Consider the following 23296-nt stretch of genomic DNA (forward strand, 5'->3'; position numbering starts at 1 on the left):
GTTCCTGACCTGCTGCAGGTGATGGCTCTTCGGTTCGGCCGGAATGCTTCATCGAGCTGAACGTGTGTAGAGCGCCTGTAAATGCCGTCCGTCCGCCTCGGTGGACGGACGGAAGGCATCAATTCATTTGTGGGTGACCGTATTCGGCGAACACGGTCTGGTTTTGTCAGGGTTGAAATTCTTCGTTGGTGGGGTTCTGGGGCGGGGTGGCCGCGAGGATGCGCTTCCACCAGCCTTGCCGCTGCGGGTCTTCGTTCCAGACGACCGGTTCAGCCAGAGCTGCGGCGGGGGCCATGATTGGCGCGGGCATAGTGGACCTCCTGGATGAAAGGTTCTCGTACAGTCGATTTCGTGCAAGCCGTTCAGGTCAGGCTTCGATCTGTCCTTGGGTTTTCACCTCGGAGTTTGCGGTGCGGGACGGCGGTCTCGACGAGATTTCGATCCGCCGCGGTTTCGCCTTCTCTGCGATCGGCAAGGTCACGGTCAACACGCCGTTGTCGTATGAGGCGACGATCCGTTCGGAATCGATGTCCTCACTGATGGACAGCTGCCTTCTGTATGTTCCTGTGAAACGCTCACCGGCCAGCCACGTCACTCCCTCTTCGGAAATGGCGCTGCGGTGCGCGGTCAGGGTGAGGGTCGAGCCGTCTACCTGTACGTCCACTGATCCTGGGTCGACGCCGGGAAGATCGGCGTGAAGGACGTAGTGGTCATCGATCTTGTAGAGGTCCATCGGCATGAAGCGTGGACTTCGGCTGCTGCCGGTTCCGGTGGCAAGCAGGGACTTGGTGATCGCGTCGATGTCGGTGAAAGGATCGAAACGAAGCACAGCAACACACCTCCCGTATCGTCTAAGAAAGGTCACCGTCACCTCGACGGCGACCGAACTTACTGTGCGAGAACATGATAACCAGCCAAATTGGCACTCTGCAACCTCGAGTGCCAGATTTTTTCGGTGAACTTCGGTCCGATTTTCGGAAGTATCCGAAATGGCGCGATCAGTTCGCCAGGGATGTCAGAGGGTCCGGCGAAACACCTTGTCTTCGTCGACTGTGACGGCACCGGATGCGATGAGTCGTTCGAGGTGTAGCTGAGCTGTCCGTCGTTCGACGGCGTCGACGTACGGTGCCGATACGTGGGGGCGGTAGACGAGTCGATGAGCGACTATGTCTTCCAATAGTTTTGGTTCGCCGAGGAATTGGATGAGACGGTCTTCGCGGCTCAGTAATTTGTCGCGGTATGCGGACAACCGGCGACGGAACTCGTCGCTGCCCTCGACCACGCCCTTCTGATGGAATGTTCCGTACCAGCGTGCGTCGATCGTTGCGACGTGGTCGATGGAGTCGAGGAAGTCGTTGACGCTGCTACCCAGGTCGCCGTACATCGGGCCGAAGGAGGTGAGGTCGATGTCGGCGACGTAGAAGAAGCCGTCTGGTTCGACGAGGACCCCGCAGTGTCCGCGGGTGTGCCCTGGCAAATGAATGACTGTCGCAGTGCGGTCGCCGAGGTCGAAGACGTGGCCGCCCGCGATCCCCGACACGTTCTCGTGGGTCGGGGGTATGCCGTATTGCGTAGCAATCGACTGCTGGACCTCGACTCGTTCGTTCGGAGGAAGGCCGTAATTGGTGAGCATCGTGTCGAGGGATGCGACTGCGGGTGCGTCGAGATGGTGCGCATAGGCCGGGGTGTCGAAATGGCGTAGTCCGGCGATGTGGTCCTCGTGCCCGTGGCTGACGAATACGAGGTCTGCGCCGACGGGGTCGCGGTCGAGGGAGAGCGAAGGGTCGATGACGAGCGTGCTTTCAGATCCGTGCACTACCACGGTGTTCCCGTAGGGGACGGCACCACCGTTCTCAGGAACCAGTACCGAGACCTTGCCGAATTCTGCAGGTGTGAACATCTTTCGCCTTCCTCGTGACGATCGTGTCGTGACGACACCGGCTTGCAGGCTCGAATCAGTGGAGATGTTGTCGAGACGTCTCGACAGTATCCGTTGCCCAAGCGGCGAGGTGCATCGGATAGTGGCAGTAGATCCAGTCAGTGTGCAGTGCCGGCTATTTCGTCGAGAGTCCGTTCGACGGCTCGGGCGATCTTGCTTGCAGGTGGGAGATGCTCGGCATCGGCCTGGATTCCGATCCAGAATGTGTCGTTGTAGGACGCTGCGGTGAAGCCGACGCGGACATTGCCCGCCAACGGGCCCAGAGGCCAGAGTTCGACTAGCGCTGCCCCGTCGAGCGTGAGCGGGCCGCGCGGTCCATGGACGTTGGACGCGACTGCACCGATCATGTGCTGCCGCTTTGCGAGCTTGTCGAAAACGCCGGCGATACGCGGTGACCGAAAGGTTGTTCCCGCAGCGCGTGCGGAAGGTTTGGCCGCAGCGGTTTGCTTCGCGACGATCGCGACTGTGCGTTGTGGGTCGGTTTCACGAAGTGGAAGGTCGATGATCATGAACCCGACGGCATTGCGTGCGCTACCGATCGCTGTGACTGCGACGGGTACCGATACCGCAATCGACTTGGGGATGGGCTCGCCGCATTCTTGGAGGATGAATCGCAGTCCGCCGCCCACCGCAACGAGATAGGCATCGTTCAAAGTGCCTCCCGCTTGCTGCGCGGCATGCTCGATCAGAGAGGTGCGGACGTTGACGGACGAGATCGATCTCGTGGGACCAATGGCGCCCAGCAACACCCGTGATCGGATTGGCCGGTGCAGGAAAGTACCGATTCGAAATCGGAGGAGGTCGAGGGAACCGGCGGCCTTCGGAGGGATGTTCGGCACGGGAGCGCCCGGGTCGGTACTTTTCGAATCAGGTGAGGCGAACAAGCGCTCGAAAAGGTCGCTGGCTCTGGCGCCGTCGAGAACCGCGTGATGCACTCGGATCACAATGCCGCACAGACCCGGTCGAGCTGCAGGAACGAAGGCGATGTGCCACAACGGTCGGGTGGTGTCGAGGGGTTGCATCACGAGTCGACCACAGACGGATTCGAAGTCGGGTTCTGTAGGCCCGCGTTCGTCAAGCGAGAGATGGAGGTCGAAGTCGATGTCGTTTTCCGTCCACCACCATGACCCGTTCCGCATGATCGGTCGCTGCCGCAGTAACGGCTCCTGCGCGATGTGAGCGGCGAGAGTGCGGTGAAGTCGCACTAGATCAGGTCGACCGTCTCGATCGACGAAGCCACCAGGAGCGAGCAGTCCGGCAATAGTGACCAGGTAGGGCTGGACGTGCACACCGAGCTGGAAGCTCGCAGCGTCGACGGGTGATATCGGCACGTCGGGTGTGGTGTCGACCATCTGCTGAGCCTAATCGAGGCGACATGGTGGACGGCGCTGTTTTCGGCTAGCGGATCACCAAGTCGTGGTCGGTGGCGCTGAGCGTGATCGCGGCAATGGGGTTTCCGTGCATCCAGTCCTGCACGAACGCGTCCAGAGCGGGGTTCGATGCCCGATCCGCGTACGCGTCCGACGGGATCTCGATTGCCCCGACGAGGTGGCGCGGATCGGCATCGAGGCCGGATGCGCGGGGAGTCATCCGTAGTCCGTCGGCGGTGTGCAGGACGACCGGAAGAACCGTGCCATCCGGTGCAGTCACGGTCGCGGTCCGCGTGGTGGCGACCGGGTCGAAATGGTCCACGTCCAGTCGGTATCCGGACGGTTGTGCGTGCTGGCCGATCGCGTCGAGCATGCGCGGATCCACCACAGAGTACGGAAACCCGATGTCGATCAGAGTCTGACCGTCGATGGCACCGTCGCGGGCGGGCAAGGTCGTGGACAAGTGCCAGGGGGCAGCGGGGGACAGGGTATCCGTCGACCGGTCTGTCGGCGCGTTTTCGATCAGTGTGCCGAGGAGGGACGCGCCGGTCGGTGTGAACTCCCAGTCGCCGCCGACGAGATCCTTGTGCCAGAAGCCGGATTCGGCGCCGCGGAGACCCTCGACACGCAACTCCCGCCGGTTCGGGCCGGGACCGAGTGAGTGCACACTGATCGCGGATGTAACTTCACCGGGAATTTTGGGCTGGTGCACCCAGTCGGGGGCCGGAAGTTGGATCGCGGCGGTGCTGCGGTCCAGTGTTTCGGCCACGAGGTTGGGTGCCGACGGCTTGTCCGACTGATCTTCCCAGCTGTAGCGGAAGAAGATCGAGTCCGATCCCGAAGAATCGAAATCAAATGTGCGGGTGTACATGTCGCCGTACTTGTTCATCACGAAAGTGGTTGATCCGGCCGCCGACAGCGAGTCCGCCTGGAATCGCACGCCGAGCGGGCCGCCGATCTCGTAGCTGTCGTCGTTGGGCAGCCACGGGTCCGCGTAGGTTATCCGGCTGCCGTCCCCGGTCAACGTGGGGATCATCGTCATCTTGGCGAGTCCGACGAAGTGAATCCGTCCTGCGACGTCGGTGAAAGTTTGGTTGTCCCAAGGCGACGAGACGCTCAGTGCCCACCCGTTCGGGTGGTCTCCGGGGAGTTGTCGGCCGGGACCGCTCCACAGCGGTGCGCCCCATGCCGAGGTCCAATTCCACACCAGCGGATCCTGGGATGCGTTGTCCATCGTGTAGATCCAGCCGTTGTCGTCGACAGCGACGAGTTCGTCGTCGTCCAGTGATATCCCGACCAATCGTCCACGCAGGCACCCGGGCATCGGCACGAAACGCCACGGTTGAGCCGTTGATGCGCCTGGCTCTCGCGGCCGAGCGAGTAAGTCGTGGTCGACTAGCGCGAAGTCCCAGAAACGATTGAATTGCGTAGTTGGCGTGCGGATCTGGACCGAGCTGGGGGCGGTTGAACCGGTGAATGTCGGTAGGTTTGCCAACCCGACTCGACCTCCACCGGAGGGCGCACCTGGTGGCAGTTGGGCGGTTCCGAATGATATGCAACTGGCCGGCCCAGGTTCGGTGGGCGCGGCAGCGGCGAGGGGAGTGGACCACAGGAGGGCGGCGGAGAGTAGGACGCCGACGCTCAGCAGTCGCGGTCGGTGCGGGTGCGAAACTCCACTCGCGGTCTCGTTCACCGTCCGATTGTCGCATGATCGGCACGTTGAATCTGCGAATTGTGAGGTTTGTCCATCTGTGTCGGTTGCGGCGAGAGTGCCGATCGCTGCGTTGGTTGTTGTGAGTGGAACGAGAGTGCGTGTACTGCAAAGGTATTCGCCGTGTAGCTGAGTTTTGCCATGACCTGCAGATACGGTGGGGTGATGAGAAGGCCGAAGTCGCTGGGTGAATGGTTGGTAGCTGACCCTCCGGAGTCGTCCAAGCCACCGGGGCCGATTCTTTTGGCATTCACCGTTGTTCCGCTCATTGCGTTGGTCTGCCGGCATTACGGTTGGTGGCCTTCGCCGTTCGGGGAGTACAGATGGTTGGATCCCTTCCTCGTCAGCGCCGCGGCTCTGCTCATCTTGATCGTGGTCGGTCTGGTGTGGGCGATCCGCACCCTCTATGCCCTTGGCCAGGACCGGCGGTGGTCGTGGTGGATTCTGTCCTCCCCGATCGCCGTCATCGCTGCAGTAGCTCTGGTGTTGTTGATGCCGCCGGCAACTTTCCTCGACAAGAGCGGAGAGTTCGAGACCATCGCGATTGGTCTTTTGGAGCAGCCTGAATCGACCGTGGAAGAGCTCGAGATCGGCCAGTTCGATATCAGTAGTGCCCATGTCGTGCGGCCGGATGAGGTCTACTTCATCGACAACGACAGCATGTTCATCACCTCGAGTGGGTGGGTGTACTCGCCCAGCGGCCCACCATCGGGGTTCGATGATTTCTCCGCAACTCACCTCGGCGGACCTTGGTACGAGTTCACGGCGGTATGGCGTGACTGATAAATCGAGTGGCCTGTAACGCAGGCCTGTAGCTACCATCGCGGTGTGGATACGTACACGGTGACGCCCCATGGGCGTGAGGGGGTTGTCGGCGTCGTCTTCGCCGGCGACAGATAGCGCATTTCGGACCCGACAGCACTTGGTGCTGATCGGGCCATGAGCTGTACCCACCTTCACCGAGCCACGATTGGTATACACCCATGATCATTTTGACCGATACATCTATTCGTTCCAGCCTCGTCAACGCGAGTCGTAAGGAGAAGTCCGATCTCACCCTGCCGGACGGCTTCGGCACCATCGACTTCGACGCTCTCGACTACCTGGGCTGGCGAGATCCGAAAATGGGCCGACGCGCCTACACGATCGTCCCGACACTCGACGGGGAGACCATCGGAGTCTTGCTCGTTCAAGCCGAGGCCACTCCGCGATCGCGCGCCCAGTGCTCCTGGTGCCGCGACACGCGACTCCCCAACGAGGTCGTCTTCTACGGCGCCAAGTTGGCCGGGCCCGCCGGTCGACGTGGCAGCACGGTCGGAACACTGATCTGCCGAGACTTCCAGTGCTCGTCCAATGTTCGTAACGACCCCCCGCTCCCGTATGCCGGCTACGATGCCGCCGCTGCGCGCCAGAACCGGAAAGATGAACTGGTGCTGCGGGCTTCGAGTTTTGTCGAGCGGGTGGCTCGGCAGTAGAGCGGACCAAATCGGGGACGAGATAGCACCCTGTTGCGACGTTCGTCCCCCTTTCCTGACTCAGGGAGGGGGACGAGCTGTCTAGACGGGTTTGATCCGACGAGCACTTCGAGACGACGCGACATGTGGCGTCGCACATGATCGCGCGGTCACGGCGTTGCTCGACGCAACGTCGCCCAGGCTCCGGCGATGCACGCGATGGCAAGGGCCAGAGGGAGTAGCGCCATCGGTACCACTCGGGGAGTATCGACAAACCACGAACCGATCGCCGGCCACCACCCAGCCCAGGTGATCGCGATCGCTGACAAGCCGAGCAAGCCGAAAAGCCCAGTGAGGGAGGCGAGTAGACCGGTGATCCTCCACCGCTGGTAGATAGCACCTGCCAGCATTGCGATCGAACTGGTCAGCAGCAGCGTCGCGAACAGTGCGAGCAACTGTACGGCGGTGTTGTCGGTGAAGTAGCGTGCGATGCCGAACATGCGCATGTGCACACCCCAGCCGTTGGTGGCGGACTCCACCACTGACAGCAGTTGCAGCGCGATTGCGAAGATTGCGGACTGTGCCAACGCCATTATCGCGGTGGCAGTGAAGAACTCGCGGCGAGTCACGCTCAGCCCGAGCGCGAACGGGAACGTCTGGGTCATCGACTGGAGGTAGAACGCCAGCACGAAACCGTAAACGGAGAACACACTGCCGGTGAATCCCTCACCTTGCTCGTTTCCGACGATCGCGTAGATAGTGAAGCTGATGAGGAAAGAGATCAAAAGGATGCCCACCGGCCAGGCGATCAGCAACGGCCACGCGACCGTATGCAGTTGTAGGACGGCACCGATCCTGGACCGAGCGGGCGTCTTCGGGACCGTCCGTGGCTCTGTCGTTGCGATACTCATACGGTGATCTCCTTGCGCTGCGTCGAAGTCGCGATGACAAGTTCCTGCAAAGATGCCGGTTCCACTTGGACTCCAGCCTCCCGCAGTCGGTTTCGCTCGGTCTCTGTCACATCGGCCTGCAACATGATTCGGCTGTGGGCGCCCAGTGTCTCCCGGCGCAGGACCCTGCCGGACGCAGCAACGGCATCCACCGCATCAATGGGACCGGATACCAGCACGGCGCGACCTCGCAGTGCGTCCGCGTCCTCGTCGACGACAATCCGGCCGCTGTCTACGACAATCACGTGCTCGAGCAGATTGGCTACCTCGTCGATCAGGTGAGTCGAAAGCACTACAGTGCGAGGATGTTCGGCGTAGTCGGCAAGCAGTCGATCGTAGAACAGTTGGCGTGCAACGGCATCGAGGCCGAGATACGGCTCGTCGAATAGCGTGAGCGGTGCACGGGAGGCAAGTCCGATGATCACTCCCAACGCTGACCGCATGCCGCGCGAGAGCTTCTTCACCTTGCGGCACAGGGGAAGTTGGAAGTCGTCGAGCAGTGTCTCGGCGAACGCGTGGTCCCAATTCGGGAGTAGATGGCCGGCGGCGACGAGTACGTGCTTGACCTTGAGGTCTTCGGGGTACGTCTGGCTTTCCTTGACGAAGCACACGTTCGCCAGTACGTCGGCACTTTCGAACGGGGCAGCCCCGAAAACTTCGACGTCGCCGCTGGTGTGCAGGTCCTGCCCGGTCAGTATCTGCATGATCGTCGTCTTGCCTGCGCCGTTGCGACCGAGCAGGCCGTAGATCTTGTTGCGGCTGATCTCGAACGAGACGTCCGCGAGCGCGTCGACGTCCCCGTACTTTCTGTCCACGGAGCGCATCGAGGCGACGAGTTCAGTTTCGTCGAAACGCCTGACGTGGGGCTCGGTCGTTGTCGTGCTTGCGTTCATCAGTCCGCCTTCCTGTCGTCCAGCATGGATTTGAGTTCTTCGAGGGAAATCTGGAGGCGGTCGGCCTCCGCGACCAGCGGCTCGATGTACTGGCGTGCGAACGCTTCTCGGCGTCTGAACCTGAGTGCATCACGGGCGCCGACAGTGACAAACATTCCGATTCCGCGTTTCTTGTAGAGAATCCCCTCGCCCACGAGTTGATTGAGGCCCTTGGCTGCAGTGGCCGGATTGATCCGGTGGAACGCCGCCAGTTCGTTGGTCGACGGCACCTGCCCGTCTTCCGGCAGGGAGCCGTCGATGATCGAACTCTCGATCTGTTCGGCGATCTGTTGGAACAGTGGTCGTCCGTCGTCGATCACGATGATCGATGCCCGATGTTCACTGGTTCATTACTCATGTAATGAACCATAGAACGTCGTGGGGCATGTTGGCAATGAGATCGCGGAATCTGGCACCGATGACTTGGGTCTCCGAGCGCTGCCTATCGGGACATTCATCGCAGAGGCTGATGGAACAGCTTGGATGCAGACCGGCTACGACTTCCAGATCCCGGGGCGTTGCGCACAGGCATTGAGCTTCTTCGGAACCATGGAACCGCCGATCTAGGTGGTCGACCACGGGACGGGGCACCTTCGGGTGGCCGGTAGATATCGCCTCAATGAATTCGGCCACCTCGTCGAAGGCGGCAACTATGTCGCGGGGGTCATTCTGCATGGACGTTGTCGATGGAGAGTTCGCTATGTGTTGACGCAAACACCCGTCAGCATCGGCAGTTCGCCACCCACCCGTGAAGCAGGCGAAACCACCAGCCTCGGCTTCCGGTCGTAACCCGCAGTCGTAGAACAGAAGCCGGACCGCACGCCGCGGTCGGGCTGTTTTTCGTCAACCCAAAGACGGAGTCGTATCCACCGCAAGTAGGGACTTAGCGCCCTGTTTTGGTGTTTCTGTACTGATTCGCAATCCCGATACGTACGCTTCCGGCCAGGGAATCGGACACTCGACCAGCAGGGGTATCTATGCCGAATGTGACAGTGAAATTCGGGGGTTCAGACCCGGAAACAGCAGACCTCGCACGCCGGGCACTGCAACCAGTACTAGACAGCATTTACCGCACGTACCGCAGGAAACCGCTCCCATTCGTCGAAGCCGCACTTAGACGCGCAGGTCGAGGAAGCTTCTCACAAGCAGGAATTGAGCGATTCGCCGACTACATTTCAAGAGGAGACCGACCGATTCTCACCACATAGCGGCCGCTCGTGATCGGGCCGAAGACCGAAGCGCTTCCACCGGCTACCTGTTCGACGACCTAAATTGGTCAGTGCCAACTAGGTGCAGGTCCATCGTGGTCAACATCAACATCAAGAGACAGCGCCCGCCCGCGTCCGAGATCGGTAGCTTGCCTCACCGTGGCAAGGGCACTCGAGCCAGCAGACGTATTCGATCAAACGGAGCTGAGAAGGCTGATTCAGCAGATGCACATTAATCGACCTCTGTGTGAATTCTGCTCACGGTGCGCACTCGCGTGATCAAACCAGTCGGCGCTGTGACATTCGGTTGCTGATCCTATTCGGGGCGACCTCGACCGACTATTTGTGACCACCGCACGATCCACGCATCTTCTGATATGCAGGTTTCAGGCAGAGCTGAAAATGTCATCCACATGCGGTCGGCCGATCTTCTCTACAAGTCGGGAGCGGTTAGTGGCCCTGCGCCTTCTAATGAGAAGGGGATCGTGGAACCGTTCGCCATCGCCACGATCACGTTGACGATAGCAAAGAGGACGTTATCCATTTGAATTCACCTCCTCGCTCCGTCTAGGGCCCGGCAGTATTCGCTACTGCATACAGGGCAGATGTCCTGCTATCGAAATTGAGACCTGCAATGTAAGCGGCGAGCCTGGACCGAATGAGGTGACTGTCCTGATATATCCCGAGGCCATTCGAGGAGTTGTAGTCCACCAACCAAGATCCACCAGAAGCACCTGCGCCAAAGTTGCCCGGTTTGGCAGTTGCGTGAGAAGCCGTAGTTCGAACGTCATAACCAGGGAAGACGCTGCGATGCTTGCGGGGAATGAGGTTTCGACTCTGGACACTTACGGCCTTCTATCGAATTGGGGCCAATCTGCCGGTTTCCAAAGATCTTCGGGAAGGTAGCACGACGCTAATGTGACAGTCCTCGAAACTGGGGTATTTCTTCGAGCTTTATCCGGCTCTCCGGATCCGTGCAGAGCGATGGTCGTGCATTGGGGCTTACGGTTAGGGCTGTCCGATACTTAGGAAGAATACGTACTTGATGCTTTTCGAAGGTGATTTTTGACGCACTTGGGTCCTTTCACAGTTGTGATTGTGAGAAGACCTGCATTCGTGCGTGAGTTGTGGTCCTCGGCGTATGGGTGCGCTACGGCAGATCGTTTTTGCAATATTCAACTGACAAGCTGCGCGGAGTCCGAGCGGAGACAGTTTCCAAACCCATTTGTTGGTAGTTGCACTCGAATCACTGATGGAAGGCAAACGAACCGAGGTACCGGCGACCATCGGCTTCGAGGTCGACAGCACTCTCCTGACAGTGCGCGCAATGGACACCGATTCAGGCCGGGGGACGACCAGTCGGACTGCATCGATGAACTGCAGAATTCCGAGACGCGGTCCTCTAGCACCCCCATTTTCGTTGGATTCACATTGACTGATCACTGAATGGAGGGGGTTGTGTACCTGCCGTGTACCTGTCACAGGATTGGGACCCAAACAAGCGAAGTTCGACTGCCCCAAAAGGGCTCTGAACTGCGGAGAATCTGTGGAGCCGATGACGGGAATCGAACCCGCGTATTCAGCTTGGGAAGCTGATGTTCTACCATTGAACTACATCGGCGTCGCAGCCGACCGGACGTGTTTTCACCGCCGATCAACGTGCTTTCCGAACATTATCAGACGAGCTTTCAAGCGGCGGTGTCCCCGGCCGCCATTGATCAACACAGGCATGTCGAAGTCGGCGCCTTCGGTAAATGATTTGCCCACAAGTTCTGCGCGGGAAAGCCTTTCGGCATGGAGAACTTGAGACAGGTGGGGCTGGGCTCTGCCGTGGGAGTCCAGAACCCGCGCATCGTGTTCGGTAACCACAGTGTGATCGCCCCGGCGATGGGCCGGCACTGCCCGCAGAACCGGTAACCTCTACCTGTGCTGCTCTCCGATCGTGACATCCGTGCCGAAATCTCCGTTGGACGTCTGGGTATCGACCCTTTCGACGACTCCATGGTGCAACCGTCGAGCGTCGACGTGCGCCTCGACGGTCTTTTTCGGGTTTTCAACAACACGCGGTACACGCACATCGACCCGGCACTGCGCCAGGACGAGCTGACCAGCCTGGTCGAACCGGCAGAGGGCGAGCCGTTTGTGCTTCATCCCGGCGAGTTCGTTCTCGGTTCGACTCTCGAAGTGTGCTCACTGCCGAACGACCTCGCCGGCCGCCTCGAAGGTAAGTCGAGCCTCGGGCGCCTGGGCCTTTTGACGCACTCCACCGCCGGCTTCATCGACCCGGGTTTCAGCGGCCACATCACACTGGAGCTGTCCAATGTCGCAAACCTGCCGATCACGCTCTGGCCGGGAATGAAGATCGGACAGCTCTGCCTGCTCAAGCTCTCGAGCGCTGCAGAGTTCCCCTACGGAAGCTCCGAGGCCGGATCCAAATACCAGGGCCAGCGCGGCCCGACACCGTCGAAGGCGTACCTGAACTTCAACCACGGCTGAACGAACGAACTTCGGGGGGAGTCGCATGATCGGAATTTTCTACGGTCTGGTTTTCATGAACTTGTTGTTCGTGACCAGCACCGTGTGTTTGATGAAGCCGTCCAAAGCCAGTGTTGTTGCGACCGTCTGTGCAGGGGTGGCGTGGCTGTTCTTCAATGGACCGCTGGAAGGTCAGGTCTTGTGGTCGTTGAACAGAGAACACGGTCTGACGGTCTCGGATCTGATGTCGCTTGTTGCCTTCGGCATCGCCGCTCGTGGTTGGAATCAGGTTCGCAAAGCCCGTGAAACCGTCGACGCAGATCGTTTCTGACCTGCGCGCTCACCTGGATTGACCGCCACGATTCGGACAGATGTTTCGACCTGGAGCACAACAGTCGTCGAATCGGGCACAATTACTGGTTATGTGGTGGATTGTCGGAGGCGTACTACTCGTATGGGTCGTGTGTTCCATTCCGATTGCCATCCTGGTGGGGAGGGGTATCGCGCGTCGGGACCGCGCGGAATTCGACGGGCGAAATCAACAGTGGGCCGACGAGGTTGTCAGGTCGATCGAGAAGCAATCGGAGCAGGACAATGCCGATCGGCGTAAGCCACCACTGATAGGCTGACCAGCTGGACTTTTCCGGAGGTGAGTGGGCATGGAACTTCCATCCGATACTCCCGACGACGTCGTGGCCGCGGCCGCCGGCGGACCAAGGGTTCCGCAGTTCGATCCCACAGTGGGGATTCCGGTAGTTCCGCCAGGGGGAGATGCTCCCAACCGGTTGGTGGTCATCGGCGATTCGCTGTCGCAGGGATTCCAGAGCGGGGCGATCTTCAATACCGATCTGTCGTATCCGGCGATCATTGCTCACCAGCTGGGCCGGCTCGACCAGTTCCGCTTTCCCCGTTACGGCGGCCCGGGCGGGCTTCCGCTCAACATCGAACTGTTGCTCCGCACCCTCGAGGAGCGCTTCGGCCCACGGCTCGACCTCTGGGAGGTTCCGCTCGCACTCTTTGCTGCACGTGCGTTCATGGATCAGGTAGAGGACTACTGGGAACGCGGACCGGGCAGCGAAGCGCCGACGTTCTCGGCAATCAACCACAACCTCTCGGTGTACGGGTGGGATCTTCGTGACGCTCTGACCAAGACGGCGCAGGGCTGCGAGGATGCACTTCACCAACCGCACGACGATTTGATCAGCCAGATCGTCGAGAACAACGGCGAGCGCGCCGCACTGCGAGTTCTGCCGCGAGGCTCCGACGCCGAGAAGCGTATGACCGCGTTCGACGCAGCAGCGGAGTTGGGCAAGGAAGGCATCGAAACTCTGATCGTCTTCCTCGGTGCCAACAACGCGCTCCGCACCGTCACCGAACTTCGAGTCGAGTGGAGCGGCAACAACTTCCGTGATCCGGGCGGCAAGCGCGACTACACGGTGTGGCGGCCTGAGCACTTCGCGTCGGAGTACGCCGAGGTGCTGGCCGCGATCCGCAAGATCAACGCCCAGCACGTCATCCTCTGCACCGTCCCACACGTGACCATCGCACCGATCGCCCACGGGCTCGGGGGGAAGATCGAAATCGGATCCCGCTACTTCCCGTACTACGCACGACCGTGGGTGCGCGACACCGACTTCGACCCACAACGCGATCAGCACATCACCGGCGCGCAGGCGTGGGCCGTCGACACCGCAATCGACATGTACAACGACGGAATCGAGCAAGCCGTCGCGAATGCCCGTCGGGTGGGGAAGGACTGGTACCTCTGCGATATTGCCGGGTTGCTCGAGCGCGTGGCCTCACGGCGCTACGTCACCGACGTCAATGCGCGGCCGTCATGGTGGACGCCGTACCCCCTTCCCAAGGCGCTGACCGACTTGCAACCCGTGCCGGACTCGCTGTTCCTCTCCGCCGACGGTCGCGGCGGCCGCGCTTCGGGCGGCCTCTTCTCGCTCGACGGCGTTCATCCCACGACAGTCGCGTACGGGGTGATGGCGCAAGAACTGGCGAACATCATGGTCACGGCAGGGGTCCAGTTCGACCGCGCTCAGATCGATTTCGACCGACTCGTCCGACGCGACACCTTGGTGCGCACTCCGCCGCAGAATCTCGATTCCACGCTCGGCGTCATCGGCTGGGCCGACGAGCATCTCGGCTTTGCCAAACGTGTGTTCGGCCTCTGACTTTCAGCTTGCCTTCGACATCGTCGGTGCAACGATGCGTTCCGCGTACTCCCGCAGCAGTGCCACCAGGTCTGCGTCGTCGACGGAAAGTCTGCCGGTCGGACCTATCGCAGCCAAGGCACCGACGACACACCTTTCCGCGTCGTGGACCGGGACGGCGACGGCGGAGCGTCCGACACGAATCTCGTCGACCTCACGGGCGGCCTCACCGCGCCGGATCCGCGAGAGCTCGAGTTCCAACGCGTCGCCGTCAGTGATGGTGTGTGCGGTGACCTTTCGCAGTGGGGCCTCGGCCAATTCGGGTCGGTTGGCGAGGAGCAGCTTCCCGATAGCCGACGCGTGAACGGCTGTGACCAGTGTCCGTTCACCACTGAGTTCGTGGTCGGGATCGCGATCGACGAGCCGAATTCTGTTTTCTGCAAACGACGCGAGGTAGACGCCGAACCGTAGCTGTTCGCGGAGTTCTTCGAGGAGCACCGAATTGTCGATGGGTGTGGGTTCGGCGGCAGCCCCGGCTAATTCACGGGTGCGTCGGCCTAGTGCGAAGCCGGAGAGGTCGGCGATCCGAACCAGGTAACCGTCGGCGACAAGGATGTTGAGTAACCGATACGCAGTGGCAGGTGGGATGTCGGCCAGGGCGGCAATGTCCTTGGCGGTGGCTCCCGATCCGAGCCTGGCCGCCGACTCGAGGAGGGCAAGGGCGCGCTGAACCGCTCGGGGTTCGTGCCCACCGAGGTCGCGTGGTCGGCCCACCATCAGCGGGCGCCGGCAGTCGGCTCGCCCACCAGCACGATGTTTCCGGCTGCGTCGGTGGCGAACACCCCAGCTCCTGGTAGTACGTCCTCGGTTTCGGGACTGTCGAAAGCTCCGACGTGCAGCAGACTTTTGGGGCTTCGGCGTCGCAGGTAGAACTGCCAGAGTGTGCCCGAAGTCAGGATCACGAGCACGGCGATCGGTGCAACGTACGCGTGGTCGATCGTGTTGGCATAAACCAGGTAACCGAGGACTATCGCTCCGGCACCACTGCCACACGACGCGGCCGCGAGAACGCCGGGAGTGTGCTCGCCGATCCGTGTCAGGAAGACAACGGATGCGATAGCCGTCAGTGCATAGGCCACGATGACGGCGCCGCGAACAGTCAGTCGAACGTCGTCGAAGATTTCTCCGCGCCCGAGTACGGCAAAGGTTCCGCCGCCCAGCAGGACGGTGCAGACCACGGTAGTCAATGCGAAGTAGGGCGTACGGAAGGCACTGTGAACCGAGGCGAACCGGCGGGGGAGTAGGCGCTCGACACCGAACGAATAGACCAGGCGTGACGCAGCATTGGATGACGCCATCGAGGACGCCAGCCACGAGCACCCCAGACCGACGTTGAGCGCGATCACGACACCGGGGCTCACGCCCGTCGCCGTTCCGTGGAGATAGGCGTTGACGAGGGTGTCACTGCGCCCGGACCAAGCGGCCCAGCCCGCGAAGATGAAGAGCGATCCACAGATGATCGGAGTGAGAAGGACTGTGCGGGTGACGGTTACCAGCGGGCGACGGGCCTCGGGGCCGAAGAAGGCCGCGCTCTCGAATCCGGCGAGAGCGAACACGGCAGCCAGGGCGGTGAGTAACAACCCGTGGCCGGAGGTGGGTGGAACGATCTGTGCTTGTTGACTTCCGGAACCGCCCAGGATCATGAGCCCGACGATGAACAGAAGTGAACAGCTTTCGACGACGAGGATCGCGAGCGCGGCAAATCTGACACTTCGCACGAGAGCGCCGAGAATCAGCAAGGCTATCCCCAGATAGAGCGCGATGACGTGAAAAGTCTTGTCCACGTGCACACCCGCGAAGCCGAGCAATGCGATTGCGGCCTGTCCGCCGTGATAGAGCGTCATCACCGCGCTGCCGACGTACTTGACCAGCATGGCGATGCCGGTCGTCAATGCTGCCCGGGTGCCCAGGCCGCGAAAGACGAAGCTGTGCAATCCGCCCGACGCAGCCATTCGGCGGGTGAACTGCGAAACGCAGAAGGCTATGAGCGTCACCAGCACGGTGGCTGCGATGATGGTGATCATCCCGCTCAACAATCGGCCGTGTGTCAGCATGGTGACGGGCAGAACGACCATCGACACAGCAGGGGCAGTGGTTGCCACCGACTGGGCCAGCACTTCGGCGCCCGAGAGTTGCCGACGGCCCAACGCGCGCAGCGGTGATCGCGCCGGGGGTTGCTTCTCGCGCGTGGTGAAGGACCGCGCGATGGCTTCGGTGAGAGCGGACATGTCGCGCCACGCTAGTCCGGTTCTGTAACGCCGATATTGCGGGCATGCTTCCGCTGATCGCACTCGGGTGAGAGAGCCCGATGCTGATGCTCGCAGGTTTCTCACTCGGTCCCCACTGACTGTTTCCTGTGCGTCAAGTTCCGGACCCAACGCTCCTGAAGTCTGTGTTCAACACCAACCACCCGGGTCACCGGGAGCACACTGGGGAGCTCGAATGCCATACACACGTAGATCTTTCATGCGCAGCCTGGGAATCACCGGCGGCGCCGGCCTGGCGCTCGGTGCTATGTCGTCCATCGGCCTGGCGCCGGCAGTGGCGTCGACGCCGAGGCGATTTCAGGCACCTGCTGCGGGTGACCTGATCGGAAAGGTCAAGGGAAATCACTCCGTCGTGATCCTCGGCGGCGGACCGTCCGGGCTGTGCTCTGCCTACGAACTGCAGAAGGCCGGATACAAGGTCACCGTCCTCGAAGCACGCAACCGCCCGGGTGGTCGGGTGTGGTCGATCCGCAACGGCACCGAAGAAACCGACCTGAACGGCGAGACACAGACCTGTACGTTCTCGGAAGGCCACTTCTACAACCTCGGTGCGACGCGCATTCCGCAAAATCACAACACCATCGACTACTGCCGCGAACTGGGCGTCGAACTGCAGATGTTCGGAAACCAGAACGCGAACACCTTCGTCAACTACACCGGCAACAAGCCGCTGGCGAATCAGTCGATCACCTACCGAGCAGCCAAAGCCGACACCTACGGATACATGTCCGAGCTGCTGCAGAAGGCCACCAATCAGGGCGCTCTCGACCAGGTCTTGAGCAAGGAAGACAAAGAAGCACTCTCGTCCTTCCTCACCGACTTCGGTGATCTCTCCAGCGACGGCCGCTACGTCGGATCCTCGCGTCGAGGGCACTCCGCGGAGCCGGGCGCCGGCCTCAACTTCGGAACCGAGATCGAACCATTCGGGATGAGCGATGTCATCCAGGGCGGCATCGGGCGTGCATTCTCCTTCGAGTTCGGTTACGACCAGGCCATGACGATGATGACCCCCGTCGGTGGCATGGACCGGATCTACTACAAGTTCCAGGACGCGATCGGGATGGACAACATCGAGTTCGGCGCCGAGGTCAGCGGCATGAAGAACGTGCCGGAAGGCGTCACCGTCGACTACGTCGTCGACGGCAAATCCAAGTCGATCACCGCCGACTACGCAATCTGCACGATCCCGCCGCACTTGATCAAGCGGCTGAACAACAATCTGCCCTCCGACATCCTGCTCGCGTTGGATGCAGCCAAGCCGTCGTCGTCGGGCAAGCTCGGTATCGAATACTCGCGTCGGTGGTGGGAGACCGAGGACCGCATCTACGGTGGCGCGTCCAACACCGACCGCGACATCTCCCAGATCATGTTCCCCTACGATCACTACAACTCCGACCGCGGCGTCGTCGTCGCGTACTACAGCTCGGGTAAGCGTCAACAGGCTTTCGAATCGCTCACCCACCGTCAGCGGCTGGCAAAGGCCATCGCCGAAGGCGCAGAAATCCACGGCGACAAATACACTCGCGACATCTCGTCGTCCTTCTCCGGAAGCTGGCGTCGCACCAAGTATTCGGAATCCGCCTGGGCATCATGGGCCGGCGCGGGAGATTCCCACGGCGGCATGGCAACTCCCGAGTACACCAAGCTGCTCGAACCCGTCGACCGGATCTACTTCGCCGGCGATCACCTCTCCAATGCCATCGCCTGGCAGCACGGGGCCTTCACGTCCGCGCAGGACGTCGTGACCCACCTGCATCAGCGTGTTGCGCAAACTGCCTGACGTGCTTCGTTTTCCATCACTTTCTCTGGAGGTCACATCATGAAATCTCGCAGAACCAAGGTCCTTGCAGCGGCATTCGCCGCCACTACGCTACTGGGCTTCGCCACTGCCTGCTCGTCTGACGAGGCGGACGCCGAGACCACATCGAGTTCGTTCGCCTCGAAATCGATTCTCGAAGCGGGGCAGGCAAACCCGATGATCGCTCAGGGCGTCGCGATCGGCGGCGACACCGCAATCTACAAGACCAGCGGCATCGGTCCGTCGGCAGGAAACAAGGCGGCGCCGGAAGGTTCGCCGGAGTCGTACATCGACGGTCAGTTCTCCGGCGGTGTTCTGCCGGCCGGTGTCACCGTCACCGAGGCGCAGGGCATCAATGTACTCAAGAAGATCCGCGACAACCTCGAAGCTCAGGGATTGAGTCTCGAAGACGTCGTGACGATGCGCGTCTTCCTCGACAACGCGCCGGGATCGGACAAGGCCGACTACACAGGATGGAATCGCGCGTACCGGCAGTTCTTCGCCAACACCAATCTCGACACGGGTGACACCGAGTTGGTGCCGATGGGCACGGCCGAGCCGATCGCTCCGATCGAGCGAAACAGCGCCCGGCCCACCCGATTCGCCCTCGAGGTTGCCGGACTGCCCGTTGCCGGTTGGCTCGTCGAGGTAGAGGTCGATGCGGTGTACCCCGACGGCAAGGAACCCGCCTGATGGGCGCGCTCAGCCCGACTCACTGGGCGATCGTCGCAGTAGTGCTCGTGGTGCTGTTCGGTTCGAAGAAGCTGCCCGACGCGGCCCGGGGCCTCGGCAGGTCGATGCGGATCCTGAAGTCCGAAGTCGGTGAACTGCAGTCGGATACGGACCTCGCGTTGGAGCAGCGAGACTGACCCCGGTGCGCGGTTGAGGAGCCCCCACACTCCTCAACCGCGCACAGGTTTACTAGATCAGACCTTCGGAACGAGCTACCGACGGTGGTGACGGCGGACCCTTCACGAAGACATCGATCAGCACGTCCTCGTCCTGGTACGACGCGAACTGCGCCAACCCCGGCGTCTGGCGCACAGCCGAATGAACAGCGTCACCGTTTTGCGGATACTCCGGCACGACGTGACGCCAATGGGCGCACAGCAGCGTTCCGCCAGGCTCGAGATGCTCGACGACCTGCAGCATTGCCTCGATGAGCTTTTCGAAGGTCAGGTAGTAGCCGACTTCGCTGATGACGACGAGGTCGAAGGTTTCTTCGGACCAGTCGTCACCCAAGGCCCAGAGCCGAAATTCGGCGTCATGTCCGGTAAGCCTCGCACGAGCGCTCTCGAGTGCGGTCGGGACGATGTCGGTGGCGAGAACGCTGTCGCAGCGCTCGGACAACTTCTCGGTGAGAACCCCGATCGAGCACCCCGGTTCGAATGCGCGACGGTATCGAGGTTTCGGGAGCATAGCGACACTGAGTGCGTACTTCCGCTGCTCGTACCAGCGGGATTCGAAATCCCATGGGTCGGACTGTGCGGCATACATCTTGGCGAAGTAATCCGCGGGGAGTTCACGATCGCTCATACGAACACCGTCTCGTACGGCCTCAGTAATCGTTCCATCGCGTGGCGGGGGAGGATGGGTGCATCCGCGGGATGATCGGAAAGCGGAGCGATCTGTGAAGTGAACTCATTGGTGGCAGCAGATTTCGCAGCCTGAACGTCGGAGGGCAAGGGCACCTTTCGTGCTCTTTCCCACGGGACTGCCGCATGATCCGGCGCGGCCCAATGCCACGCCCAGATGGGATACTCGATCAAGCGCGATCCAGTGTCCGCGCACGCCCTCGCCGCCGCGTCTCCGGTGGCTTCGTGGTCCGGGTGGCCGTCCCCGCGCCACGTGGAGGCGCACCAGGTATCCGCCGAGGAATCACCGAGAATCGAGCTGAGGCGGTCGGTCAACTCCTGTCGGTTCTCGCCGATCTTTCCGTCCGGGATGCTCAATCGAACCGGTGTGGGAATTCCGAGGACACGCGCTGCCCGATCCGACTCGGACCGTCGACGGCGTTCCATCTCGGGCTGAGTCACGGTCGGTGAATCGGGATGCGAAGCTCCGCCGTCGGTGACAGATACGACCTGAACACTGATGCCGGAAAGTATTGCCAGAAGAGCGGTTCCGCCCAGACCGAGTATTTCGTCGTCGGGATGGGGAGCGACGATGATCAATCGTGAGCATCCGGTGAGATCCAGTTCCGGAAAACTTCTTCCCCACTCCCGCCATGTCGATTCGGGAGTACCGCCGTCGTCGACAGGCTTCTGCGCGAACAGTTTCGAGTTCACCACGGCCGTTTCCCCTTGGCTGCAATCCGGCCCAGCTCGGCGAGATCCTTCTCGGCGTGACTCTGCCGCAAGTAGACGGTGAGATCGGCTACCCGTGCGGCGTGCGCGGCGTCCATGCAGAGCGGTGCGGCGCCGAGAGCGCGTCCCACCCGATCCAGGGTCTCGGTAGCGGCGCGCTCGACAATTGCGCGCACACGGAGTGCCCGCTGCATGGCCTCGGCATTTTCGTCGAAGGGATCCGCATCGACCTCGGCCGCCGCGACTGCGAGCGCGTTGCGCGCTGCGGCGAGCGCTGCATCGACCGCACCGAGGTGTGCGAGTACGTAGGGATCTTCGCTGCTTGCAGCCTTGTCGTACAACGGATCAGCGACGCCGCAGGCGCCGCCGTACCAGCATGCAGCCACGCCGATCGCGCCGTGCCAGAACCCCGGGCGGCTCAGGTAGTCGCCTGCCGTCCCGACCGGTATGGCCGGAACCATGTCGAAGTCGACCGCGCTGGAGTCGCTTTCGGCCATACCGACGGCCTTCCACGAATCGGGAACGGGATGCACCCCAGGTAGTCCGAGCTCGACCGCGAAGAGGGAGGGGACACCGTCGACCAAGGCGGTGATCAGTGCATGCGTGCAGGTGTTGGCGCCGGAACACCACAACTTGCGACCGGTGAGCGTCCAGATCCCCACGTGCTCAGACGCATTCACCACAGGTTGGGGTGGCTCGGCCGCCCACACTCCCCACAGCTGCCCGGGTTCGGGATCCGGTCCGTCGAGTTCGGTGAGTATCGCGACGGCATCGGTGTGAGCCTCAGCCATCCGGCCGAGAACCACATTCTCCCGTGTGAGCTCTGCCAGGGAGGTCCACCGTGCGGCCGTCGCGCCGCCGCCGGGCAGCGGCAAGTACAGTCCACCTGCGTCCAGGAGTGTGTGTAGTCGTTTCATCGTGCCAGCTCCGCTTCTTCGTTATCGGCGGTCGTACCACCCAGGTTACGGATATGTCCGGCAAAGCCGCCCGGAGTTCGGCCGTCGAGACGCGCAGACGTGGTGACCGCAATGTCCTCTGCCCACGCGATACAGGCACCGGCCTCGCTCAACCGCCGGACGAGATCGACATCCTCGTCTTCTTCGAGATCGCAGAATCCTCCGACGTCCCAGTACATATCGGCGCGGACACCGAGGTTGGCACCGTGGACGTGACCGTGTCGACCATAGGGATGTGCGTGGTACATACGTTCGTACCGTTCGCGAACGGAGTGCGGATGGCCTTCCCAGTCCGCGATGCGAACGGTGCCCGCGACGACGTCCGCAGTACGCGCATACTCCAATTGGCGCGCAATCCAGGTGGGGCCGACCACCGAATCGGCATCGGTCGTGGCGAACCACGCTGAGGCCCCCAAATCCGAGCCGAACGCAGAGAAACCCGTCGCTCGCGAACGGCCGACGTTCTGATGCTCGACGCGGAGTACTTCCACCCCGTCGGGGATGACCCCCGCGGTTCCGTCCGAACAGTTGTCGAGGACGGCAACCACTCGGACGGGGACAACGCAAGCCGACGCCGCTGTTGCGAGTGCACGAAGGCAATTGGGGAGGTCTTCGGCTTCGTTGTGGGCGGGAACTACGACAAGAACCTGGTCGATTGGCACAGTGACGATCCTTTCCTCACCCTGGTACGGTCGGGTCTTCTTTCGTCCCGGTTCTCAACAGATAACCACATTTCGGACGGGTGCCGCCGCGCGACCGCCAGCAGCCGTGCAGGTCGAAAACTGTTTCGGTGAAACATCTCTGGATACGTTTGAGAGATGTGCCGGCGGGGTACAAGACGGGGTTTTGCGACTGTGCTTTCGGGTGCAAAACGGGGTTTTGCACCGAAGAATCTTCAGAACCGGCGGTGGCGCACCGAATCGACGAGCATCCGGGCCACCTCGTGCAGTTTCACGTTGGTGTGCTGCGATTGCTGAACGAGTCGGCTGAATGCTTCGTCGGCGTCGATGCCGTGGATGGCGATCAGCACGCCCTTGGCTTGTTCGATCTCGGCACGAGATTCCATGGCGCAGTGCAACTGTTCGATGTGCTCGTGTGCCTGACGCCAGCGTCGTGAATCTGCGATCGCCGCGCCCGCACCGGCGGTGAACAATTTCATCAACTCTTCGTCGAAGGGCTTGAACTCTGTCGAGGCGAATCCGTAGACGTTGAACGCGCCGAGAAGTTCGGTGCTTCCTTCGCCCATGGTGAGCGGCACGGACAAGTAGGACCGGACACCTTGTTTCCGGGCCTCGGCGGTGAATTCCGGCCATTTGTCGTCGTGATCACCCACCTTCGACCGAACCGACGACATGGTGCGCGCGGAGTCAACGCACGGACCACGATCGGCGGAATGCTGGGCATCGTCTATCGCGGAAAGGTAGTCCGCGGTAGATGCAGCAGTTCGTGGGCCATCGGCGGACAGCACCGTCACGCTGACAGCATCGGCATCCGGCAGCGCTTTGACCGCCGTCTCGGCCAGACGTTGGAGCATGGAGTCGAGATGCGCGTCCGTGTTCAGAGTGGACCGGAGTCCGGCAATCGCTTCGGCGAGGGTGTCGAGCGAATCTGCTGCGGAAGCAAACGCCGCGGCTCCCTGTGGGGTGTCCGCATTGCCTGTCATGATTCAGGTCTACTCCGCAAATTGCGGCGATGTAACCGTTCCAGG

Annotated in this window: 24 protein-coding genes and 1 tRNA gene; 9 read left to right on the forward strand and 16 right to left on the reverse strand. The window is 61.5% G+C overall.

The window, feature by feature from the left end; translation table 11 throughout:
• Window positions 1-166 precede the first annotated feature (166 nt).
• From ASU23_RS34360 to ASU23_RS25005, 5 genes are all read right to left on the reverse strand, one after another.
• Window positions 167-310, reverse strand: coding sequence for a hypothetical protein (locus ASU23_RS34360; protein ID WP_172827092.1), 144 nt, complete (start codon window positions 308-310; stop codon window positions 167-169).
• A 57-nt stretch (window positions 311-367) separates the two neighbouring features.
• Window positions 368-829: an Hsp20/alpha crystallin family protein gene (locus ASU23_RS24990; protein ID WP_058038924.1), complete on the reverse strand. Its 462-nt coding sequence runs from the start codon at window positions 827-829 to the stop codon at window positions 368-370.
• Window positions 830-1015: 186 nt separating this feature from the next.
• Complete coding sequence (locus ASU23_RS24995; RefSeq protein WP_042452347.1) at window positions 1016-1900, reverse strand: MBL fold metallo-hydrolase; 885 nt, start codon at window positions 1898-1900, stop codon at window positions 1016-1018.
• A 137-nt stretch (window positions 1901-2037) separates the two neighbouring features.
• A complete protein-coding gene (locus ASU23_RS25000; RefSeq protein WP_054780856.1) occupies window positions 2038-3291 on the reverse strand; it encodes a wax ester/triacylglycerol synthase domain-containing protein in 1254 nt (417 codons plus the stop codon).
• Between the two features lie 46 nt (window positions 3292-3337).
• Window positions 3338-5002, reverse strand: a complete 1665-nt coding sequence (locus ASU23_RS25005; protein ID WP_253741469.1) for a hypothetical protein — start codon at window positions 5000-5002, stop codon at window positions 3338-3340.
• Between the two features lie 183 nt (window positions 5003-5185).
• Between ASU23_RS25005 and ASU23_RS25010 the strand changes: the two genes are divergently transcribed.
• Both ASU23_RS25010 and ASU23_RS25015 read left to right on the forward strand, forming a co-directional pair.
• Complete coding sequence (locus ASU23_RS25010) at window positions 5186-5803, forward strand: hypothetical protein (RefSeq protein ID WP_007726510.1); 618 nt, start codon at window positions 5186-5188, stop codon at window positions 5801-5803.
• Window positions 5804-6003: 200 nt separating this feature from the next.
• Window positions 6004-6495 carry an FBP domain-containing protein gene (locus tag ASU23_RS25015; protein WP_058038925.1) on the forward strand — a complete coding sequence of 164 codons (492 nt, stop codon included), beginning with the start codon at window positions 6004-6006 and terminating at the stop codon, window positions 6493-6495.
• 149 nt (window positions 6496-6644) lie between these two features.
• Here the strand turns inward: ASU23_RS25015 and ASU23_RS25020 are convergent, their stop codons facing one another.
• The 4 genes from ASU23_RS25020 to ASU23_RS25040 all read right to left on the reverse strand — a co-directional run bounded on the left by ASU23_RS25020 (window position 6645) and on the right by ASU23_RS25040 (window position 11185).
• Complete coding sequence (locus tag ASU23_RS25020) at window positions 6645-7385, reverse strand: hypothetical protein (RefSeq protein WP_058038926.1); 741 nt, start codon at window positions 7383-7385, stop codon at window positions 6645-6647.
• The gene (locus tag ASU23_RS25025; RefSeq protein WP_058038927.1) at window positions 7382-8317 is read right to left on the reverse strand and encodes an ABC transporter ATP-binding protein; all 936 of its coding nucleotides are present in this window, start codon (window positions 8315-8317) and stop codon (window positions 7382-7384) included. The genes ASU23_RS25020 and ASU23_RS25025 overlap by 4 nt, the downstream gene beginning before the upstream one ends.
• Window positions 8317-8676 carry a GntR family transcriptional regulator gene (locus tag ASU23_RS25030; protein ID WP_058038928.1) on the reverse strand — a complete coding sequence of 120 codons (360 nt, stop codon included), beginning with the start codon at window positions 8674-8676 and terminating at the stop codon, window positions 8317-8319. The genes ASU23_RS25025 and ASU23_RS25030 overlap by 1 nt, the downstream gene beginning before the upstream one ends.
• A gap of 2435 nt (window positions 8677-11111) precedes the next feature.
• Window positions 11112-11185, reverse strand: a tRNA-Gly gene (locus ASU23_RS25040).
• A gap of 173 nt (window positions 11186-11358) precedes the next feature.
• Here ASU23_RS25040 and ASU23_RS35140 point away from each other — a divergent pair.
• From ASU23_RS35140 to ASU23_RS25060, 4 genes are all read left to right on the forward strand, one after another.
• Window positions 11359-11481: a hypothetical protein gene (locus ASU23_RS35140; RefSeq protein WP_256261805.1), complete on the forward strand. Its 123-nt coding sequence runs from the start codon at window positions 11359-11361 to the stop codon at window positions 11479-11481.
• A gap of 9 nt (window positions 11482-11490) precedes the next feature.
• A complete protein-coding gene (dcd, locus tag ASU23_RS25045) occupies window positions 11491-12060 on the forward strand; it encodes a dCTP deaminase (protein WP_058038930.1) in 570 nt (189 codons plus the stop codon).
• A gap of 25 nt (window positions 12061-12085) precedes the next feature.
• Window positions 12086-12370, forward strand: a complete 285-nt coding sequence (locus ASU23_RS25050) for a hypothetical protein (RefSeq protein WP_058038931.1) — start codon at window positions 12086-12088, stop codon at window positions 12368-12370.
• Between the two features lie 328 nt (window positions 12371-12698).
• Window positions 12699-14222, forward strand: coding sequence for a hypothetical protein (locus tag ASU23_RS25060; protein ID WP_058038933.1), 1524 nt, complete (start codon window positions 12699-12701; stop codon window positions 14220-14222).
• 3 nt (window positions 14223-14225) lie between these two features.
• Here ASU23_RS25060 and ASU23_RS25065 read toward each other — a convergent pair whose 3' ends face one another.
• Together ASU23_RS25065 and ASU23_RS25070 are read right to left on the reverse strand one after the other, a co-directional pair.
• Window positions 14226-14978, reverse strand: a complete 753-nt coding sequence (locus tag ASU23_RS25065; protein WP_058038934.1) for an IclR family transcriptional regulator — start codon at window positions 14976-14978, stop codon at window positions 14226-14228.
• Window positions 14978-16489, reverse strand: a complete 1512-nt coding sequence (locus ASU23_RS25070; protein WP_042452324.1) for an APC family permease — start codon at window positions 16487-16489, stop codon at window positions 14978-14980. Before ASU23_RS25070 ends, ASU23_RS25065 begins: the two co-directional genes overlap by 1 nt.
• Before the next feature lie 238 nt (window positions 16490-16727).
• On the opposite strand from ASU23_RS25070, the gene ASU23_RS25075 reads away from it, so the two are divergent.
• Genes ASU23_RS25075 through tatA form a run of 3 tightly spaced genes read left to right on the forward strand, consistent with a single transcriptional unit; the run spans window position 16728 to window position 19195 of the window.
• Window positions 16728-18308, forward strand: coding sequence for an FAD-dependent oxidoreductase (locus tag ASU23_RS25075; protein WP_003943721.1), 1581 nt, complete (start codon window positions 16728-16730; stop codon window positions 18306-18308).
• Window positions 18309-18347: 39 nt separating this feature from the next.
• Complete coding sequence (locus ASU23_RS25080; RefSeq protein ID WP_058038935.1) at window positions 18348-19019, forward strand: Rid family hydrolase; 672 nt, start codon at window positions 18348-18350, stop codon at window positions 19017-19019.
• Window positions 19019-19195: a Sec-independent protein translocase subunit TatA gene (gene tatA / locus ASU23_RS25085; RefSeq protein ID WP_003943732.1), complete on the forward strand. Its 177-nt coding sequence runs from the start codon at window positions 19019-19021 to the stop codon at window positions 19193-19195. Before ASU23_RS25080 ends, tatA begins: the two co-directional genes overlap by 1 nt.
• Window positions 19196-19247: 52 nt before the next feature.
• On the opposite strand, the gene ASU23_RS25090 is transcribed toward tatA, so the two are convergent.
• The 5 genes from ASU23_RS25090 to ASU23_RS25110 all read right to left on the reverse strand — a co-directional run bounded on the left by ASU23_RS25090 (window position 19248) and on the right by ASU23_RS25110 (window position 23251).
• A complete protein-coding gene (locus ASU23_RS25090) occupies window positions 19248-19862 on the reverse strand; it encodes a class I SAM-dependent methyltransferase (RefSeq protein ID WP_007726541.1) in 615 nt (204 codons plus the stop codon).
• Entirely contained in the window at window positions 19859-20617 is a 759-nt protein-coding gene (locus ASU23_RS25095; protein WP_058038936.1) for a PIG-L deacetylase family protein, read from the reverse strand. The genes ASU23_RS25090 and ASU23_RS25095 overlap by 4 nt, the downstream gene beginning before the upstream one ends.
• Window positions 20611-21549, reverse strand: coding sequence for an acyl-CoA dehydrogenase (locus tag ASU23_RS25100; protein WP_054826873.1), 939 nt, complete (start codon window positions 21547-21549; stop codon window positions 20611-20613). Before ASU23_RS25100 ends, ASU23_RS25095 begins: the two co-directional genes overlap by 7 nt.
• Complete coding sequence (locus ASU23_RS25105) at window positions 21546-22250, reverse strand: glycosyltransferase family 2 protein (RefSeq protein ID WP_042452319.1); 705 nt, start codon at window positions 22248-22250, stop codon at window positions 21546-21548. The genes ASU23_RS25100 and ASU23_RS25105 overlap by 4 nt, the downstream gene beginning before the upstream one ends.
• 233 nt (window positions 22251-22483) lie before the next feature.
• Window positions 22484-23251, reverse strand: coding sequence for a GAF and ANTAR domain-containing protein (locus tag ASU23_RS25110; RefSeq protein ID WP_058038937.1), 768 nt, complete (start codon window positions 23249-23251; stop codon window positions 22484-22486).
• Window positions 23252-23296: the final 45 nt, after the last annotated feature.

Origin of the sequence: Rhodococcus sp. KB6, assembly GCF_001445685.1 — a bacterium.
GTDB classification, from domain to species: Bacteria; Actinomycetota; Actinomycetes; order Mycobacteriales; family Mycobacteriaceae; genus Rhodococcus_F; species Rhodococcus_F qingshengii.